The following is a 19,372-nucleotide window of genomic DNA, read 5'->3' as shown; positions in this document are numbered from 1 at the left end:
CATGAGTCACATGGCGCCCACCACGGTCCTGGCCTCCCTGCTCAAGGAATGGCTGCCCCGGCAGCGCTGGTTTCCGGTCAAGGCAGGGTTATTCGAACTGGATTTCGTCGGCTCGTTCGGTCTTCCCGCGCCCGCAGCCGGGACCGGCCTGGAAGTCGAGCTGATCTCTGTTGCTTACGCCACGGCTGATGGCGGGAGACAGACTGACATCATCCAAGTACCCCTCACGTTCCGCTCCGCGCCCTCGGACGCCTTGGCAACCGCATCGGTGGGTCGGATCGGTGGAACAAGCGAGCAGGACCCGCCAGTGTGGGTATACGACGCCCCCCACGATCCTGACTTCGTGACGGCAATGCTGGATCTCATCCGCGGGCAGGCTTCGGCCGAACCCGGGGAGGGGGAATGCACCGCGAGCGGACATACGGTTCCCGGCAGCCTGCGGCTGCCCACCGCCTCAGGCTCCGTGCGCGTCTCTTCCGGCGAGCAGTCCAACACTTCAGTGATCGTCGACGACGGCGTGTCCGCGGCGATCGTGAAGATCTTCCGGGTGCTGTCAGTCGGCAAGAACCCCGAGGTGGAGGTCGGGGCGGCCTTGACCTCGGCGGGAACCAAGGAAGTGCCGTCGACCCTTGGATGGATCACGGGAACATGGGAGGTACGGACACTCTTGGGCCGCCACGGCACAGCTTCGGCCGATTTCGCCGTGGCCCACGAATTCCTTGCGGGCGGGCAGGACGCTTGGCGTCTCGCCGTCGACGCCGCGGCATCGGGCACTGACTTTGCCGCCGAAGCCCGGCAGCTGGGCCAGGCGACTGCCACTGTGCACCTTCGGCTCGCGGAAACCCTCGGAACCGCCCGGGAACGCGTTCCGGGCCAGGACATCGCGCCCGAAGTAGTCCGGCGTGTGCGCCAGTCGTGGGCTGAGGCCGGCACCGCCGTCGGGCCCCATGAACAGCAGCTTGAGGCACTTCTGACGCAATTGTCGGGTAAGGAAGCCGGGACGCTGCAGCGCATCCACGGTGACCTCCACCTGGGCCAGATCCTCTTGGTGCCCGGCGCCGCCGGCCAACCGGCCCGGTGGGCGATCCTGGACTTCGAAGGCGAACCCCTCAGGCCGATCGAACACCGTAACATTCCCGACGTCCCTCTGCGGGACGTCGTCGGAATGCTGCGCTCCTTTGACTACGCGGCCGGTGCGGCCATCCGCGAGAACCCGGGCGCGCGGGTTCCAGCCACGTGGGTTGACGACTGCGCAGAGGCGTTCCTGGCCGGCTATACCGACATCACCCCTGGAACCATTGACCGCCGCTCGCCGCTGTTTGTGGCATTGTGGCTGGACAAGGCCTTGTACGAGGTGATCTACGAGCTGCGGAACAGGCCGGACTGGTTGCCCATTCCGGTCAATGCTTCGCGGCAGCTCCTCGGAAACACGAGCCCCGGCACGGATGCCGCGGCGACATCGGAAGGTAAGGAAATGACAGGCTCAGCACGTACCGAACGGCCCCGAGTCCCGCTGTATGTGGACGCCGCTACCCTGGGCCGGGTGGCCGCTGGTGCACACCACGCACCGCACTCAGTGCTGGGCGCCCACCTTGACGACCACGGTCACGTCACCATCCGCACGGTCAAGCACCTCGCGGCGGAAGTCGCTGTAGTCACCGAGGCCGGGTCCATCCCGATGACCCACGAGACCGACGGCGTCTGGGTGGCGGTCCTCGAACCGCTGCAGCAAGGCCATGTCCCGGACTACCGCCTGGATGTTGTGTACGGCGACTCCGCGCCGGTGACGATCAACGATCCCTACCACTACCTTCCTACGGTCGGCGAAGTGGACCTGCACCTCATCGGAGAAGGCCGGCACGAACGGCTTTGGGACACGCTGGGCTCGCACGTCCAGCACTACCGCTCCCCGCTCGGCGATGTGGACGGCGTGTCCTTCGCTGTCTGGGCGCCCAACGCGCAGGCAGTCCGCGTCAAGGGCGACTTCAACTCCTGGGACGGGCGTGAACACGCCCTGCGTTCCCTCGGGTCCTCGGGGGTCTGGGAAGTCTTCATTCCCGGGGTTGTAGCAGGGGCGTGCTACAAATTCGAGCTGCTCACAAAGGCAGGCCATTGGGTCGAGAAAGCAGACCCGCTCGCCTTCGGCACCGAAGTTCCGCCCTTGACCGCGTCACGCGTCGTGGAGTCCGGCTACCGCTTCAAGGACGACGCCTGGATGACGGCGCGCGCCAACAAGGATCCGCACAACTCTCCCATGAGTGTGTACGAAGTCCACCTTGGTTCCTGGCGTCTTGGCCTCGGGTACAAGGAGTTGGCCAAGGACCTCGTGGAATACGTGAAGTGGCTTGGTTTCACCCACGTCGAGTTCATGCCCGTGGCCGAGCACCCCTTTGGCGGTTCATGGGGCTACCAAGTCACCTCCTACTTTGCTCCGACCTCCCGCTTCGGGCATCCGGACGAGTTCCGGTTCCTGGTCGATTCACTGCATCAGGCGGGTATCGGCGTCATCTTGGACTGGGTCCCGGCACACTTCCCGAAGGACGCGTGGGCCCTCGCCCGTTTCGACGGGGAACCACTGTACGAACACTCGGATCCCCGGCTTGGCGAGCACCCGGACTGGGGAACGCTCATCTTCGACTTCGGCCGCAGCGAGGTTCGCAACTTCCTGGTCGCGAACGCCTTGTACTGGCTTGAGGAATTCCATATCGACGGACTCCGCGTGGACGCGGTGGCCTCCATGCTGTACCGGGACTATTCGCGCGAGGAGGGGGAGTGGTTCCCCAACGTCCACGGCGGACGCGAGAACCTGGAAGCCATTTCCTTCCTCCAAGAGGTCAATGCCACGATCTACAAGACCCACCCCGGAGCAGTCACCATCGCCGAGGAATCGACCGCGTTCCCCGGCGTCACCGCGCCCACGAACCATGGCGGCTTGGGGTTCGGCCTCAAATGGAACATGGGCTGGATGCACGATTCCCTCAAGTACATCGCCGAAAACCCGGTAAACCGGCGCTGGCACCACGGCACGGTGACGTTCTCGATGGTCTATGCCTTCACGGAGAACTTCCTTTTGCCCATCAGCCACGACGAGGTAGTGCATGGCAAGGGATCCATGCTGCGCAAGATGCCCGGCGACCGTTGGCAGCAGCTTGCCAACCTGCGGGTGTTCATGGCTTACCAATGGGCGCACCCGGGCAAGCAGCTCATCTTCATGGGGACGGAATTCGGCCAAGAAGCCGAATGGTCCGAACAGCACGGGCTCGACTGGTTCCTTGCGGACATCCCGGCGCACCGCGGGCTGCAATTGCTTACCCGCGAGTTGAACACGCTGTACAGCTCGACGCCGGCCCTGTACGTCCGGGACAACGAGCCCGGCGGTTTCCAGTGGATCAACGGCGCGGACGCTGACCGCAACGTACTGACCTTCATCCGGTGGGACCACGATGGCAACCCCTTGGTGTGCGCCGTGAATTTCTCGGGAGGCCCGCACCAGAACTATGTGCTTGGAGTCCCGTCTGCCGGCGCATGGAAGGAAGTACTTAACACCGACGCCGAGGCGTTCGGAGGCTCGGGTGTGATCAACACCGGCGAACTGCTTGCCACCGCCCCCGGGGCGGAAGGACTGCCTGCCGCACTGACGGTCACCTTGCCGCCGCTTGGAGCTTCCTGGTTCACTCCTGCGGGGTAGTTGTTCTGCTTTTCTGCGGTAAAGGGTCCGGAAGCCGTGAGTTTCCGGACCCTTTACGTGGCCCTTAGCGTGGCCCTTGCGTGGCCCTTTGAGCGGATCTTGGGGGCGGTCGCTGAAGGGCAGGAAGCCGCCAGCCGGGGCTTTTGCCTCCCCGGAGAACTGGTGGTATAGTTAATACCCGCGCTGCTCCCCAGTGGAGATCGGTGAAGTTGACTGAGTTCCTCGTGAAGTTCAAGTCAAGAACGCTGATTTGACTAGGAGGCAAGCAGCCGGTAACTTTGAAAAGTTGCTCCGGAGCGATTCTGGACCCTTTGGTGGGTGTGGTTGGTGCCGGGTGTGTCTGTTGTTTGAGAACTCAATAGTGTGCCAAGTTTGTTGATACCGATTTATTTTTTATGAATTGGTTGTTTTGGCTGGTTCTGTGTCACCTCCGTGGCGTGGGGCTGGTTTTTTACAGCTGGTTTCAAATTTTGTGCAGCCCGGCCGTCCGTTATTTCCGGTGGTTGTGGTTGTGTCTGTTTTTGTTTTACTTCAACGGAGAGTTTGATCCTGGCTCAGGATGAACGCTGGCGGCGTGCTTAACACATGCAAGTCGAACGATGATCCGGTGCTTGCATCGGGGATTAGTGGCGAACGGGTGAGTAACACGTGAGTAACCTGCCCTTGACTCTGGGATAAGCCTGGGAAACTGGGTCTAATACCGGATACGACCATCTGACGCATGTCATGGTGGTGGAAAGCTTTTGCGGTTTTGGATGGACTCGCGGCCTATCAGCTTGTTGGTGGGGTAATGGCCTACCAAGGCGACGACGGGTAGCCGGCCTGAGAGGGTGACCGGCCACACTGGGACTGAGACACGGCCCAGACTCCTACGGGAGGCAGCAGTGGGGAATATTGCACAATGGGCGAAAGCCTGATGCAGCGACGCCGCGTGAGGGATGACGGCCTTCGGGTTGTAAACCTCTTTCAGTAGGGAAGAAGCGAAAGTGACGGTACCTGCAGAAGAAGCGCCGGCTAACTACGTGCCAGCAGCCGCGGTAATACGTAGGGCGCAAGCGTTATCCGGAATTATTGGGCGTAAAGAGCTCGTAGGCGGTTTGTCGCGTCTGCTGTGAAAGACCGGGGCTCAACTCCGGTTCTGCAGTGGGTACGGGCAGACTAGAGTGATGTAGGGGAGACTGGAATTCCTGGTGTAGCGGTGAAATGCGCAGATATCAGGAGGAACACCGATGGCGAAGGCAGGTCTCTGGGCATTAACTGACGCTGAGGAGCGAAAGCATGGGGAGCGAACAGGATTAGATACCCTGGTAGTCCATGCCGTAAACGTTGGGCACTAGGTGTGGGGGACATTCCACGTTTTCCGCGCCGTAGCTAACGCATTAAGTGCCCCGCCTGGGGAGTACGGCCGCAAGGCTAAAACTCAAAGGAATTGACGGGGGCCCGCACAAGCGGCGGAGCATGCGGATTAATTCGATGCAACGCGAAGAACCTTACCAAGGCTTGACATGAACCGGTAACGCCTGGAAACAGGTGCCCCGCTTGCGGTCGGTTTACAGGTGGTGCATGGTTGTCGTCAGCTCGTGTCGTGAGATGTTGGGTTAAGTCCCGCAACGAGCGCAACCCTCGTTCTATGTTGCCAGCGCGTGATGGCGGGGACTCATAGGAGACTGCCGGGGTCAACTCGGAGGAAGGTGGGGACGACGTCAAATCATCATGCCCCTTATGTCTTGGGCTTCACGCATGCTACAATGGCCGGTACAAAGGGTTGCGATACTGTGAGGTGGAGCTAATCCCAAAAAGCCGGTCTCAGTTCGGATTGGGGTCTGCAACTCGACCCCATGAAGTCGGAGTCGCTAGTAATCGCAGATCAGCAACGCTGCGGTGAATACGTTCCCGGGCCTTGTACACACCGCCCGTCAAGTCACGAAAGTTGGTAACACCCGAAGCCGGTGGCCTAACCCTTGTGGGGGGAGCCGTCGAAGGTGGGACCGGCGATTGGGACTAAGTCGTAACAAGGTAGCCGTACCGGAAGGTGCGGCTGGATCACCTCCTTTCTAAGGAGCACCATTATCGCCCTTCTCCTTCCGCATGGTGGGTGGGGGGTGTGTGGAAGCAAAGCCCATTGCGCAGGCGTCTGTTCTGCGGTGGGTGCTCATGGGTGGAATATCAGCAGATAGCGGCCGGTTGTTTCTTGTTTGTTCTTCAGTACGGATGCCCCTTGTCCTCGTGTTTTCGCGGTGGTGGGGGTGTTGTGGAAAGGGTGCGGGCAGGGGGTGGCTGGTTTTCGTGTTTGGCACACTGTTGGGTCCTGAGGCAACAGGGCCGGTTCTAAGGGGGTGCGTGGCCTGTGAGGGTTGCGTGGTTTTCCTTGGTTCCGGGTTTGTGTGTTTCTGGTTTCCTGGCTGCATGTCCTGTGCGTGTCCGGCTGTCCTTCTTTTTTGGGGGGTGGTTGGTGTGTGGGGGTGTGGTACGGGGTTGTTGTTTGAGAACTACATAGTGGACGCGAGCATCTAGGCACGCGCATGGTCATTGCCCTTTGGGGTGGTGGGGTGTGTGTGTCTTACAGCAATTTCTTTTTATGAACCTGGCCCTTGTGGTCATGGTTCTCTCGAGAAGTTTTTTGATCTTGTGTGGTCAAGTTTTTAAGGGCACACGGTGGATGCCTTGGCATTAGGAGCCGAAGAAGGACGTAGGAATCTGCGATAAGCCTGGGGGAGTTGATAACCGAACGGTGATCCCAGGATGTCCGAATGGGGAAACCCCGCCAGACGCTGCAAGGTGATCTGGTGACCCGCATCTGAACACATAGGGTGCGTGGGGGGAACGCGGGGAAGTGAAACATCTCAGTACCCGCAGGAAGAGAAAACAAGAGTGATTCCGTTAGTAGTGGCGAGCGAACGCGGATGAGGCTAAACCGTTCCATGTGTGATAGCCGGCGGGCGTTGCATGGGCGGGGTTGTGGGACTTTCCGTACTGGTTCTGCCGGACCGGTGGGGTGAGAGCATGGACATAGGTGAACGGTCTTGAAAGGCCGGCCGGAGAGGGTGTTAGCCCCGTAACCGTAATGTTGTGTGCCGCCTGGAGAGGATCCCAAGTAGCACGGGGCCCGAGAAATCCCGTGTGAATCTGTCAGGACCACCTGATAAGCCTAAATACTTCCTAATGACCGATAGCGGACCAGTACCGTGAGGGAAAGGTGAAAAGTACCCCGGGAGGGGAGTGAAACAGTACCTGAAACCGTGTGCTTACAATCCGTCGGAGCAACCTTGTAGTTGTGACGGCGTGCCTTTTGAAGAATGAGCCTGCGAGTTAGTGTTACGTCGCGAGGTTAACCCGTGTGGGGTAGCCGTAGCGAAAGCGAGTCTGAATAGGGCGAGTGTAGTGGCGTGATCTAGACCCGAAGCGGAGTGATCTACCCATGGCCAGGTTGAAGCGACGGTAAGACGTCGTGGAGGACCGAACCCACTTCAGTTGAAAATGGAGGGGATGAGCTGTGGGTAGGGGTGAAAGGCCAATCAAACTCCGTGATAGCTGGTTCTCCCCGAAATGCATTTAGGTGCAGCGTTGCGTGTTTCTTGCCGGAGGTAGAGCTACTGGATGGCCGATGGGCCCTACAAGGTTACTGACGTCAGCCAAACTCCGAATGCCGGTAAGTGAGAGCGCAGCAGTGAGACTGTGGGGGATAAGCTTCATAGTCGAGAGGGAAACAGCCCAGACCACCAACTAAGGCCCCTAAGCGTGTGCTAAGTGGGAAAGGATGTGGAGTTGCGAAGACAACCAGGAGGTTGGCTTAGAAGCAGCCATCCTTGAAAGAGTGCGTAATAGCTCACTGGTCAAGTGATTCCGCGCCGACAATGTAGCGGGGCTCAAGTACACCGCCGAAGTTGTGGATTTCAGATAGTAGACAAGCCTTCGTGGTTCAGTCGTCTGGAGTGGTAGGGGAGCGTCGTGTGGGCGGTGAAGTCGCGGTGTAAACCAGCGGTGGAGCCTACACGAGTGAGAATGCAGGCATGAGTAGCGAAAGACGGGTGAGAAACCCGTCCGCCGAATGATCAAGGGTTCCAGGGTCAAGCTAATCTGCCCTGGGTAAGTCGGGACCTAAGGCGAGGCCGACAGGCGTAGTCGATGGACAACGGGTTGATATTCCCGTACCGGCGAAGGACCGCCCATGCCAAGCGGGGGATACTAACCGCCCGGAGCCTGCCCAATCACCCTTGTGGTGTGCGGGTTTTGGCCGAGCGCGGGACCTGATCCCGGGAGGTAAGCGTATTAACAGGTGTGACGCAGGAAGGTAGCCGGGCCGGGCGATGGTTGCCCCGGTCTAAGGATGTAGGGTCAGCGATAGGCAAATCCGTCGCTGTGTCTTTGATGACGTTCCTGAGATCTGATGGGACCCCCGTCATGGGGGGATCCGGTGATCCTATGCTGCCTAGAAAAGCATCGGCGCGAGGTTCCAGCCGCCCGTACCCCAAACCGACACAGGTGATCAGGTAGAGAATACCAAGGCGATCGAGAGAATTATGGTTAAGGAACTCGGCAAAATGCCCCCGTAACTTCGGGAGAAGGGGGGCCCCAACCTTGAACACCACTTGCTGGTGGGAGGGGATCGGGGCCGCAGAGACCAGGGGGAAGCGACTGTTTACTAAAAACACAGGTCCGTGCGAAGTCGCAAGACGATGTATACGGACTGACTCCTGCCCGGTGCTGGAAGGTTAAGAGGACCGGTTAGCCGCAAGGCGAAGCTGAGAATTTAAGCCCCAGTAAACGGCGGTGGTAACTATAACCATCCTAAGGTAGCGAAATTCCTTGTCGGGTAAGTTCCGACCTGCACGAATGGAGTAACGACTTCCCCGCTGTCTCAACCATAAACTCGGCGAAATTGCAGTACGAGTAAAGATGCTCGTTACGCGCAGCAGGACGGAAAGACCCCGAGACCTTTACTATAGTTTGGTATTGGTGTTCGGAGTGGCTTGTGTAGGATAGGTGGGAGACGTTGAAGCCCGGACGCCAGTTCGGGTGGAGTCATCGTTGAAATACCACTCTGGTCACTTTGGACATCTAACTTCGGCCCGTGATCCGGGTCAGGGACAGTGCCTGATGGGTAGTTTAACTGGGGCGGTTGCCTCCTAAAAAGTAACGGAGGCGCCCAAAGGTTCCCTCAGCCTGGTTGGCAATCAGGTGTCGAGTGTAAGTGCACAAGGGAGCTTGACTGTGAGAGAGACATCTCAAGCAGGGACGAAAGTCGGGACTAGTGATCCGGCGGTACATTGTGGAATGGCCGTCGCTCAACGGATAAAAGGTACCTCGGGGATAACAGGCTGATCTTGCCCAAGAGTCCATATCGACGGCATGGTTTGGCACCTCGATGTCGGCTCGTCGCATCCTGGGGCTGGAGTAGGTCCCAAGGGTTGGGCTGTTCGCCCATTAAAGCGGTACGCGAGCTGGGTTTAGAACGTCGTGAGACAGTTCGGTCCCTATCCGCTGCGCGCGCAGGAAATTTGAGAAGGGCTGTCCTTAGTACGAGAGGACCGGGACGGACGAACCTCTGGTGTGTCAGTTGTACTGCCAAGTGCACCGCTGATTAGCTACGTTCGGATGGGATAACCGCTGAAAGCATCTAAGCGGGAAGCTCGCTTCAAGATGAGATTTCCATACACCTCGTGTGTGAGAGGCCCCCAGCCAGACCACTGGGTTGATAGGCCGGATGTGGAAGACAGGACTAAAGACTGTTGAAGCTGACCGGTACTAATAGGCCGACAACTTACACCACACAAACACGATCACTGCTTGCGTCCACTATGTGGTTCCCGAACAACAACCCGATACCGGGCTGTTCCGGAACCAACAACTAAATAACAACACCACACATGTTGTAACCACAGACTTCCCACCCCGCACCCAGTGCGGGGATCGGGTAACAGGGTTACGGCGGTCATAGCGTGGGGGAAACGCCCGGTCCCATTCCGAACCCGGAAGCTAAGACCCACAGCGCCGATGGTACTGCACCCGGGAGGGTGTGGGAGAGTAGGACACCGCCGGACAACCATTCACCGGCCAGGCCCCGACACACCGTGTCGGGGCCTGACCCACTTAAACACCCCAAACCCCCGCCCACCAAAACGCGGGACACCCCAAACCCCCGCTCACATATCAGCGGTCGCGCACGAACCCCCGCTCACATATGGGCCGGAACCCCTAAACGCGGGCTCACGTATCCGCGGGAAACCCAAAACCCGCGCTCACATATCAGCAGTCGCGGACGAACCCCCGCTCATGCATGCGGGTTCCACGGCCGAGGCCCGCCCAAATGATGTGACCCGGCGTCCGGCGACGACCCTGCATACGTGAGCGGGCGTTTGGTTGAAACCCCGCATAGGTGAGCGGGCGTTGGGTCCGGACCCGGCATAAATTCAGGCACGTGCTCCCAAACGCCGGCTCACATATCCGCCCGTTTCCCCAAACCCCGGCTCACCTTTGCGCGGGAAACCCCAAACCCGCGCTCACATATCAGCAGTCGCGGACGAACCCCCGCTCAGACATGCGGGTTCCACGGCCGACGCCCGCCCTAATGATGTGAGCCGGCGTCCGGTTGAGAGCCGGCATATGTGAGCGGGCGTTGGGTTGGGACCCGGTATATGTGAGCGGGCGTTCGGTTGGGACCCTGCATAGGTGAGCGGGCGTTTGGTTGAAACCCCTCATACGTGAGCGGGCGTTTGGAAGGCGCCGGAGGCGGGGGTGTCGCTGGGCGGTAAAGTTGGTGCACATGGAGAGCCTCTTTAGTCACCTCGCGCCGGACTCCGAACCTCAGCCTGAGCAGTCCGGTGAGCTGGACCCCGTGGTGTGCACCGTCGTCGTGCCTTCGCCGGTGGCGCATGCTTTCATGGGCTTTACCGATCACCCGCACCTCTGGTGGCCGATGGAGGACCACAGTGTCTACGGGGCGGGCTCGCACGTTGAATTCGAGGAGAATTTGATCCTGGAGACAGCGGACGACGGGCGTACCTCGATATGGGGGACCATCGACGATTGGCAGCCGCCGTTGTCCTTCCACGCGAGTTGGTATCCGGGCAGCACCGCGATGTGGTCCACTGAACTCCGACTAGCCTTCCGTGCGGTTGACGGAGGTACGGAGGTCCGTTTGGTGCATGACGGCTGGGAAGGCGCCGAACACCCCGCGCAAACCCGTGCAAACTACGCGGCTGACTGGCATGGAGTTCTTGAGCGCTACGTCCGGTTCATGGGCGGCGCAAGTGAATAGAATCCGTCGGCTCCAAGCGGCCGACTGGCGTTTGCTTCGCGACGTCCGGTTGGAGATGCTCTCGGACACCCCGATGGCGTACGTGGAGAGCCTCGCAGCCGCCCGGCGCCAGACCGACACTCAGTGGCAAGAGCGAGCAGCCACGATGTCAGGCGACTCGAGCATCACCCTCGTGGCGGATGACGGCACGGACGGCAGCCGGATCAGCGGACTCATGCGCGTCGTCGTCAAGCAGCCACAGGATCCGTCCCAAGCTCTGCAAGCGATGCTGATCAGCGTCTACGTCGCGCCTGAACACCGGGGCCTGGGCCTGGCAGACCAATTGCTTGACGAGGCATGCTCAGTCGCGGGCTCCGAGCTCGGCGCCGGCGTGATCGAACTCGGTGTCCATGAGGACAATGCGCGCGCCAAGGCCTTCTACGCCCGGCACGGCTTTGAATACACAGGTGCCAGCAGGCCGTATCCACAGGACAAAACCAGGTTGGAAATCGTCATGGCCCGCCGGACTCCTCCCGCAGGGAAGACCCGGCAGAGCGAGGGTCCCGGCGGATTCATCGATGAGCTGGCGGCCGCGCTCACGCAGGGGCAAGTCGCCGTCGACGAAGAGACACGAACGAGCTACGCAGCAGACCAAGGACCGGTCCTGGACTTGCAGTTGCCCTTGGCTGTGGTGTTCGCCGAGTCCGTGGATGACGTGCAGCATGTGGTTCGCACTTGCGCCAAGTACGGGGTTCCGATTGTTGCCCGCGGCGCCGGCACCGGGGTTTCCGGTGGTGCCCATGCCAGCCAAGGGTGCATCGTGCTCAGCCTGGAAAGCATGAACCGGATCCTGCAGCTCAACGCCGACGACGAGACCGCCGTCGTCGAACCTGGCGTGGTGAACGCGGATCTGAACGCTGCGGCGGCCGGACACGGCCTGATGTACGCTCCGGACCCTGCGAGCTACAAAATGTCCACGATCGGCGGCAATGTTGCCACGAACGCCGGCGGTTTGCGCTGCGCCAAATACGGCGTGACGAGGGACTCGGTGCTAGCGCTCGACGTCGTGCTGGCCGACGGCTCGCTCATCCATACCGGGCACCAGACGTTCAAAGGCGTGGCCGGGTACGATCTCACGGCACTGTTCGTGGGCTCCGAGGGCACCTTGGGGATCGTGGTGGGCGTGACGGTGCGCTTGCGCTACCTTCCCCGCGAGGTACAGACCGTGGCGGCGTTCTACCCGGACTTCCGCGGTGCCGCCGCAGGCGTCCTGGCGGTCGGAAAGGCGCGCGTCCAGCCGGCCATCATGGAAATGCTCGACGCCGGAACCCTCGCCCAGCTCGACGAACTGTACGGTTCGGACCTCGGAGAACGCGGACAGGCGCTGCTGTTGATCCAGACTGACGGGTTCGGAGCTGCCGCCGAGGCAGCGCTCGTGCGGGAAGTGCTCGCGGCCGGCGGAGCCACGGTGACGGCGGAATCGAATGCGGAAGCCGAGCGACTCATCGAGATGCGGCGCTCGAGTCGAGGCGACGAAGTGGACAACGAATACCGCGTAGGCGAGGACGTCGCCGTCCCGAGGTCGCGACTTGTCGACTACGTGGCCGCGCTCGAAGCCATGGCCGTCACCCACGATGTCCAGCTCAAGGTGGTGGCCCACGCCGGCGACGGCAACCTGCACCCGACCTTTTGGGTGGACCGTGTGGACATGGAAGTGGACGCCGATGCAATGTCCCGCCTCAACAAGGCCTTGGACGACTCCATCGATGCCGCGCTGGAGATGGGCGGAACCATCACCGGTGAGCACGGAGTGGGTCAGTACAAGCTGCGCTGGCTTGGCCTTGAGCAGCCCGCACCCCTCCGCGAGTTGCAGCGGCGCGTCAAGGAGCTTTTCGACCCTGCCGGAGTCTTCAACCCCGGCAAGGCCATCTAAAGCTTTGGTATTCCAAGTCTGATCGTCAAGATCTCGTATCGCATATCCATGCCGGTTTACTTTGCCCACCAATGCCCCTAATCTTATTTGGTATACCAAACTAAGATTCCGGGAAGGCAAGCAATGGGACAAGCACAACCGCCGCGCCGCGGTACTTCCGCGTACGCCGCTCGACGGACCGCCTGGATACTCGTTGCACTAGCGCTTGTCTCCATCAACCTCCGTCCGGCCATTACGACAATCGCCGGCACCATGGGTCAGCTGAAGGCAGGCTTCGGACTCGACGCGCATCTGCTGCCGCTGCTCGGTGCTTTGCCGGTGCTTGCCTTCGGCGTCTCGGCCCCCTGCGGTCCGTGGCTGGCCCGTCGCCTGGGCACTGGCAGGGCCGTAGCGGCGGCACTTCTGGTCCTTGCCGCCGCGCTGATCGTCCGCGTCTTCGTGCCCGGACTATTGCTGCCCGGAACGTTCCTGGGAGGGGCATCCATCATGACCGCCAGCGTGCTCGTGCCACAGATCGTCAAGGCCAACCGCGGTACCGGCTGGTGGACGGGGCTGTGCACTATGGGCTTCGGGCTGGGCGCGGCGCTCGGCGCAGGGCTCGTCCAGCCGCTCCAGCAAGCGCTCGGCGGAAGCCTCGCCGGGGCGCTGGCCGTCTGGGCCGTCCCCGCCGTGCTCGCGGCGGCGTTGATCCACCGCACCGGTCAAACGCCCCGGCGCCCCCACGGGACCGGCGGGACCGATGGAAGCGGCGGACCGGCGTCGGGCGCTTGTTTACAGGAGACGACGACGGCGGGCGGCGCCACGGGCGAGGCCTTCGCCATTCCGCTGCGAAAGCAGGGGACGGCTTGGGCTGTGACGGCTTTCTTCGGGCTGCAAGCCATGCTTTATTTCGCCATTACTTCGTGGTTGGCTGTGTTCCTGGTGTCGAAGGGCCAGACCGCGGTGGACGCGGCCGGGCTCTTGGCCTGGTTCAGCATCGCCGGGCTGCCCGCAAGCCTGCTGGCTCCCGTCCTCGCGGGGCGTCGGGCGGTTCTGAAGTTCATGGCTCCGGGCTTGGGGTTGCTCGTGGCCGCGGCTTTGATTGGCGTCTTGACCGCGCCCGTGGCTTTGCAGTTCCTCATGGTCGGCCTGTTGGGGATCGTCCAGAGCGCCGGCTTCGGGCTGGGAATGGCGTTGGTCGTCATCCGCTCAACTGGACCACAGAGCGTCGGCAGCCTGTCCGCCATGAGCCAGGGTTTGGGTTTCGCGTTGGCCTCTCTGGGGCCCTTGGGCGCGGGATTCCTGCATGAGTGGTCCGGTGGCTGGGACGTTCCCTTTTGGGCCTTGGCGGCGGAGGCGGTGCTGCTTGCAGTTGCCGGATTCCTCGCCGTTCGCGGGCGCGCCGTGACGGTGGCAGCCGCCGAGACCGAGCGCCGTGGCGAGCCCGCCGCCGTCGGGCGCTAAGCGATGGGTGCGAGGCGCTAGCCAAACCAAGCCCGGGCCTCCCACCCGGCCCATCTGACTCGCAGTAGTTGTCGTTATGAGCCCGCATAACGACAACAAATGCGAGTCAGTTGGGCGGGCTTAGACCAGCTCGAGCTGATCCGCCACGACCTTACCGCGGTGGATCACGGTGCGGTCGGTGCCGCGGTCCATGACGGCGGAGGTGACTGTATCGCCGTCGAGCAGCAGGAGTTCGGCGGGATCGCCGACCTCTACGCCCGGGCGGTGTGCCGTGCCCTTCAGCCGGGTGGCGGAAGGGTCGAGGATGCTTGCGCCGCCCACCGTGGCGATCGCGAGGCAGTGCTCGATGAGCTCGTCCTTGCGGAAGCCGTGGGTGAAAGCGAGCTGCCAGGTGCGGTCGAGCATGTCCGTGTTGCCGTAGGGGGACCAGTAGTCGCGCTGGCCGTCCTCGCCCAAGCCCATCCGGACGCCGGCTTCGGCGAGGAGCGGGATGGGCAGCTGGGCCGCCACACCAGTGGAGCCCGGCGCCACCGACGCCATGGAGATGTCCAGCTCGGCGAACTCGTCGATGAGGCGACGCGTGGTGGCCTCGGAGACGCTGCCCAGTTGGTACGCGTGGGACATGGTGACCTTGCCCTGCATCCCCAGCGCGCGGGTGCGTTCGAGCACCAGATCCGTGCTGAAGACGCCGAGTTCGCCGGGCTCGTGGAGGTGGATATCGACGGGGACCTGGTACTTTTCGGCCAGTCCGAAGACGATGTCCAAATGCCGGGCAGGATCGCGGTCCAGGCTGCAGGGGTCGATGCCGCCCATGACATTGGCACCGGCCTTGAGTGCCTGGTCCATGAGGGGCACGGTGCCCTCCTCGAGGAGGAGACCGGCCTGCGGGAACGCGATGATGTCGACGTCGGCCTGGCCTTTGAACTTTTCCTTGGCGGCCATCACGGCGTCGAAACGCTCAAGGCGGCAATCGACGTCGATCTGGGCATACGAACGGACGCGGGTGGTGCCGCGCGCGATCATCCGGCCGAGGGTGTTGTTGACGCGTTCCTGCAGCGGTACTTCGGCGTTGCGCCAGTTCTGCCGGTCGTTCATCATCATGGTCCACACCCCCGGGCCACCGGTGTGTTCGCGGAACGGCAGGCCGATGCGGGTGGAGTCCAGGTGCACATGGACGTCCGAGAACGACGGCACGAGAAGACGTCCGCGGCCCTCGACGACGGTGACGTCGCCCGCCGCTGCGCGCTCCGGGTGGTGAGGTTCGACGCCGGTGATCTTGCCGTCCGTGATGAGGACATCGCTCAATGCTTGTCCCCAAGGGCGAACGGCACGAATCAGGGTGTTCAATGTATTGCTCCTTTGATGTTGGATCTATTGCACACCAGCGAGGGCTGCGGATTCCAGACCTGCGTGGTGGCAGGCCGGGGCAGAGGGCAACCGCGCCCCGGCGCTGGCTGACAAGGAGTGGGCTCCGTCTTTTTTGTATACCAAAAATAGACTAGAGGAAGTTCGATGGGATGTAAATCACAAATATTGTGCTGCCTGGAATACCAAACAGCTCCGTTTTCGTCCGTGTATGCTCGGGTGGAATGCAAGACGACGGGGAAGGAAGGGTGGCCGAAGCCGATGCCCGACACGCTGACAGGCCGCGACGACGAAGCCCGGGCCGAACAGGTCTATCAGCTGGTTCTTGAGGGAATCGTTGCGGGAGGGTATGAGCAGGGCGCACGGCTGCGCGAACGTGAGCTCTCCGAGCTCTACAACGTTTCACGGATCCCCGTTCGCGAAGCCATCCAACGCCTTGAGCAGGACGGCTTCGTGGAAACCTTCCCCCGCCGGGGCGCAGTGGTCCGCCAATTGACGCTCACCGACGTGAATGAACTCTTCGACGTGCGGCTCTGCCTGGAAACGTTCGCCGCCCGTATGGCGGCCGTCCGCGTCGCGGCGGGTGAACCCGGCGGCCGACTGCAGGAACTCCTCGACGACACGAGGCAAGCGATCGACGACGACCGGACGGACGACGTCGTACGCCTCAGCGCGGCGTTCCACGCCGAAATCGTCCGTCTGTCCGGCAACCGGCTGCTCATCGAGTCGGTCAAACCGTTGTTCGGCCGGATGCGCTGGATCTTCGGGCTCGCCCACAACCGCAGCAACGAGCTCCAGCGCGACGAGCACATGGAACTATGCAACGCCATCCTCGGCGGCAAGGCAGACCTCGCCTACACGCTGGCGTACTCCCACATCGAGCTCGGACGCGAACCCGTGCTTAAGGGACTCGCGCAGACGCTGGAGCCCTAAACTCCCGGCCTAGTCGTCCGAATCCGGGTATTCGTCCTCGTCGTACCGGGATTCCTCGGTTTCGGCTTCCAGGATCTTGAGCATCGCAGTGTCCGGGTTGAGCATGATGGCAGCCTCGTCACGCCGGTGGCGCAAGATGGTATCCAGGTAAGACTGCACGGCTTCCGCCAACGGAATGTGGCTGTCCTGCTTCTGGCTCATGTACCAGCGGTGTTCGAGGACTTCGTGGACCACTTCCGCCGGCTCAAGCTTGCCGGCAAGGTCGCGCGGGATGGACCGGACGATGGGCTCGAAGATCTGGCTGACCCACGTGTGGGCACTGATTTCTTCGTCCATGTCCGGATTGTTGTCCGCCCGGAACGAATCCATGTCGTTGAGCAGCCGGCGGGCCTGGTTCTCCTGGGCATCCAGGCCAGTGAGGCGAAGCAGTCGCCGCTGGTGGTGGCCGGCGTCGACGACCTTGGGCTGCAGCTGGATGGTGGATCCGTCCGCGGTGGTCTTGATGGCATATTCCTCGACGTCGAAGCCCAGTTCGTTGAGGCGGCGGATGCGAGCCCCCACGCGCCAGCGCTCGCCGAGCTCGAACGATTCCTTCTCGGTAAGCTCGGTCCAGAGCCTGCGGTACGAGTCCATGATGAGCTCCGACGTCGCCACCGGGTCAACCTTCTCCTCGATCAGTCCGCCTTCGAGCAGGTCCATGAGTTCCCCGGCGATGTTGACGCGCGCGATCTCAAGATCGTACTCGCGCTGGCCCACTGACAGGTCGGGGTACAGCTCGCCGGTCTCGGCGTCCACGAGGTACGCGGCGAATGCGCCGGCGTCGCGACGGAACAAGGTGTTGGACAAGGAGACGTCGCCCCAGTAGAAGCCGATCAGGTGCAGGCGCACCAGCAGCAGCGCCTGGGCATCGATAAGCCTCGTCAGGGTGTCCCGCCGCAGCATCTGGGAGAAGAGTGCCCGGTATGGCATGGAGAACTTGAGGTGGCGCGTGACCAGGACGGGGTTCAGCGGCTTCCCGTCAATCGTGGTCCGGCCGGTGATGACGGCGACCGGCTCGACGCAAGGCACATCCATCCGTGCCAGCTTGCGGAGCATGTGGTACTCGTGCCGGGCAACGTGCTCGGACGTTTCCTTGATGGCGATGACGGAGCCGGCCAGGTGCGCGAAACGCACGATGTGCCGCGAGATGCCTCGGGGCAGGGCGGCCAGGTTCGCCGCGGGCCAGTCTTCGAGCGCGATGTGCCAGGGCAGGTCCAGGAGCTCGGGATCGGCCGCCGCCGCGGTGATGTTGAGGGATCCGATGACGCTCGCCGGTGGTGCAGTGTCATTCGCGCTGGCAGCCTCGGTGCGCGGGAGTTTGCCGATCTGCGCGTAGTCGGTGGGTTCGTCATGCCACTTGGCACCGCTTTGCTCGGTCATGGGGTCAATTCTTCCGTATGGAGGCTGTTGTTAACGACGACGGCGGCCCGTCCACTCGGAAGGGCCGCCGTCGCTTCGATATTAGGGTGCCGGTGGGAACGTCAGTCGCCCAGGCGCAGGCCCGACTTGGTGTCGAACAAGTGCACGTGGCCCGACTGCGGACGAACGAAGATGGACTCGCCCTTCATCGGGGGGCGGCGGCCATCGACGCGGGCCACGATGTCGTGGCTCTTGCCGTCAAGCGTGGTGTGGCCGTAGACGTAGGCGTCAGCGCCGAGCTCTTCGACGACGTCGACCTCAACTTCGAGGCCTTCGCCGGCACCAACGGTTTCGAGGTCTTCCGGTCGGGAACCGAGCGTGACGGTGGTGCCGTGTGCCTCTTCGAGGACATCGTGCGGGACCGGGTAAACCGTGCCGCCGAACTGGACGCCGCCGTCGACGACGGGCAGTTCCAGCAGGTTCATGGCGGGGGAGCCGATGAAGCCGGCAACGAAGACGTTCTTCGGGCGGTCGTAGAGGTTGCGCGGGGTGTCGACCTGCTGCAGGAGGCCGTCCTTGAGAACGGCAACGCGGTCACCCATGGTCATGGCCTCGACCTGGTCGTGGGTGACGTAGACCGTGGTGACGCCGAGGCGGCGGGTCAGGGATGCGATCTGCGTGCGGGTCTGGACACGGAGCTTGGCGTCCAAGTTGGAAAGGGGCTCATCCATGAGGAAGACCTGGGGGTTGCGGACGATAGCGCGGCCCATGGCAACGCGCTGACGCTGGCCACCGGAGAGTGCCTTCGGCTTGCGGTCCAAGTACTGCTCGAGGTCAAGAAGCTTGGCTGCTTCGCGGACACGCTCGGCGCGCTCTTCCTTGGAAACGCCGGCGATCTTGAGTGCGAAGCCCATGTTGTCCGCAACCGTCATGTGCGGGTAGAGAGCGTAGTTCTGGAAGACCATCGCGATGTCGCGGTCCTTCGGCGGGACGTCCGTGACGTCGCGGTCACCGATCAGAATGCGGCCGGAGTTCACATCCTCGAGGCCTGCGAGCATGCGCAGGGAGGTGGACTTACCGCAACCGGAGGGTCCAACGAGGACCAGGAATTCGCCATCGGCGATGTCGATGTTGAGCTTATCGACGGCGGGCTTATCTGTGCCCGGGTACAGACGCGTAGCGTTATCAAAAGTAACTGTTGCCACAGTTATCAATCCCTTCACCGGCAGGTACGTGCCGGACGATCCGTTGTGAATGGTTCATGTTTATTCAGTTGGACTCCCCGCCCTGGGCTAGGCCCGGGCAAGGGAGACTGAGTGACGCCGCACGGTAGTTGTGCGCCACATCACAACCAAGAGTATGGCAGCAGTCCGGC

Annotated in this window: 8 protein-coding genes, 3 rRNA genes and 1 pseudogene; 9 read left to right on the top strand and 3 right to left on the bottom strand. The window is 62.1% G+C overall.

Translation table 11 applies throughout. From position 1 onward, the window contains the following. Position 1: 1 nt before the first annotated feature. From ACSBOX_RS18025 to ACSBOX_RS17990, 8 genes and pseudogenes are all read left to right on the top strand, one after another. Positions 2 to 3,688, top strand: a complete 3,687-nt coding sequence (locus ACSBOX_RS18025) for a 1,4-alpha-glucan branching enzyme (RefSeq protein ID WP_442543689.1) — start codon at positions 2 to 4, stop codon at positions 3,686 to 3,688. 531 nt (positions 3,689 to 4,219) lie between these two features. After that, positions 4,220 to 5,742 (top strand): 16S ribosomal RNA (locus ACSBOX_RS18020). A gap of 578 nt (positions 5,743 to 6,320) precedes the next feature. Further along, positions 6,321 to 9,458: ribosomal RNA gene (locus ACSBOX_RS18015) — 23S ribosomal RNA — on the top strand. A 154-nt stretch (positions 9,459 to 9,612) separates the two neighbouring features. Beyond that, a 5S ribosomal RNA gene (rrf, locus tag ACSBOX_RS18010) occupies positions 9,613 to 9,729 on the top strand. The 16S, 23S and 5S rRNA genes sit together here, the layout of an rRNA operon. 722 nt (positions 9,730 to 10,451) lie before the next feature. Further along, positions 10,452 to 10,946 carry a hypothetical protein gene (locus ACSBOX_RS18005; RefSeq protein ID WP_442543688.1) on the top strand — a complete coding sequence of 165 codons (495 nt, stop codon included), beginning with the start codon at positions 10,452 to 10,454 and terminating at the stop codon, positions 10,944 to 10,946. Further along, a pseudogene (locus tag ACSBOX_RS18000) lies at positions 10,834 to 11,337 on the top strand (GNAT family N-acetyltransferase); the annotation flags it as partial. The gene ACSBOX_RS18005 and the pseudogene ACSBOX_RS18000, both read left to right, overlap by 113 nt. A 102-nt stretch (positions 11,338 to 11,439) precedes the next feature. Beyond that, entirely contained in the window at positions 11,440 to 12,858 is a 1,419-nt protein-coding gene (locus tag ACSBOX_RS17995) for an FAD-binding oxidoreductase (protein ID WP_442546062.1), read from the top strand. Between the two features lie 123 nt (positions 12,859 to 12,981). Beyond that, positions 12,982 to 14,301, top strand: coding sequence for an MFS transporter (locus tag ACSBOX_RS17990; RefSeq protein WP_442543687.1), 1,320 nt, complete (start codon positions 12,982 to 12,984; stop codon positions 14,299 to 14,301). Between the two features lie 120 nt (positions 14,302 to 14,421). Here the strand turns inward: ACSBOX_RS17990 and ACSBOX_RS17985 are convergent, their stop codons facing one another. After that, complete coding sequence (locus ACSBOX_RS17985) at positions 14,422 to 15,648, bottom strand: amidohydrolase family protein (protein ID WP_442543686.1); 1,227 nt, start codon at positions 15,646 to 15,648, stop codon at positions 14,422 to 14,424. A gap of 279 nt (positions 15,649 to 15,927) precedes the next feature. Between ACSBOX_RS17985 and ACSBOX_RS17980 the strand changes: the two genes are divergently transcribed. Then, complete coding sequence (locus ACSBOX_RS17980) at positions 15,928 to 16,599, top strand: GntR family transcriptional regulator (protein ID WP_442543685.1); 672 nt, start codon at positions 15,928 to 15,930, stop codon at positions 16,597 to 16,599. 9 nt (positions 16,600 to 16,608) lie between these two features. Here ACSBOX_RS17980 and ACSBOX_RS17975 read toward each other — a convergent pair whose 3' ends face one another. After that, positions 16,609 to 18,018, bottom strand: a complete 1,410-nt coding sequence (locus tag ACSBOX_RS17975; protein WP_442543684.1) for a DUF4032 domain-containing protein — start codon at positions 18,016 to 18,018, stop codon at positions 16,609 to 16,611. A gap of 101 nt (positions 18,019 to 18,119) precedes the next feature. Continuing rightward, positions 18,120 to 19,202, bottom strand: a complete 1,083-nt coding sequence (locus ACSBOX_RS17970) for an ABC transporter ATP-binding protein (RefSeq protein ID WP_442543683.1) — start codon at positions 19,200 to 19,202, stop codon at positions 18,120 to 18,122. Between the last annotated feature and the right edge of the window lie 170 nt (positions 19,203 to 19,372).

The organism is Arthrobacter sp. KN11-1C (assembly GCF_052180225.1).
Classification (GTDB): domain Bacteria; phylum Actinomycetota; class Actinomycetes; order Actinomycetales; family Micrococcaceae; genus Arthrobacter.
The sequence above is the reverse complement of the archived record's forward strand: the minus strand, read 5'-3'. Positions and strand labels throughout refer to the sequence as shown.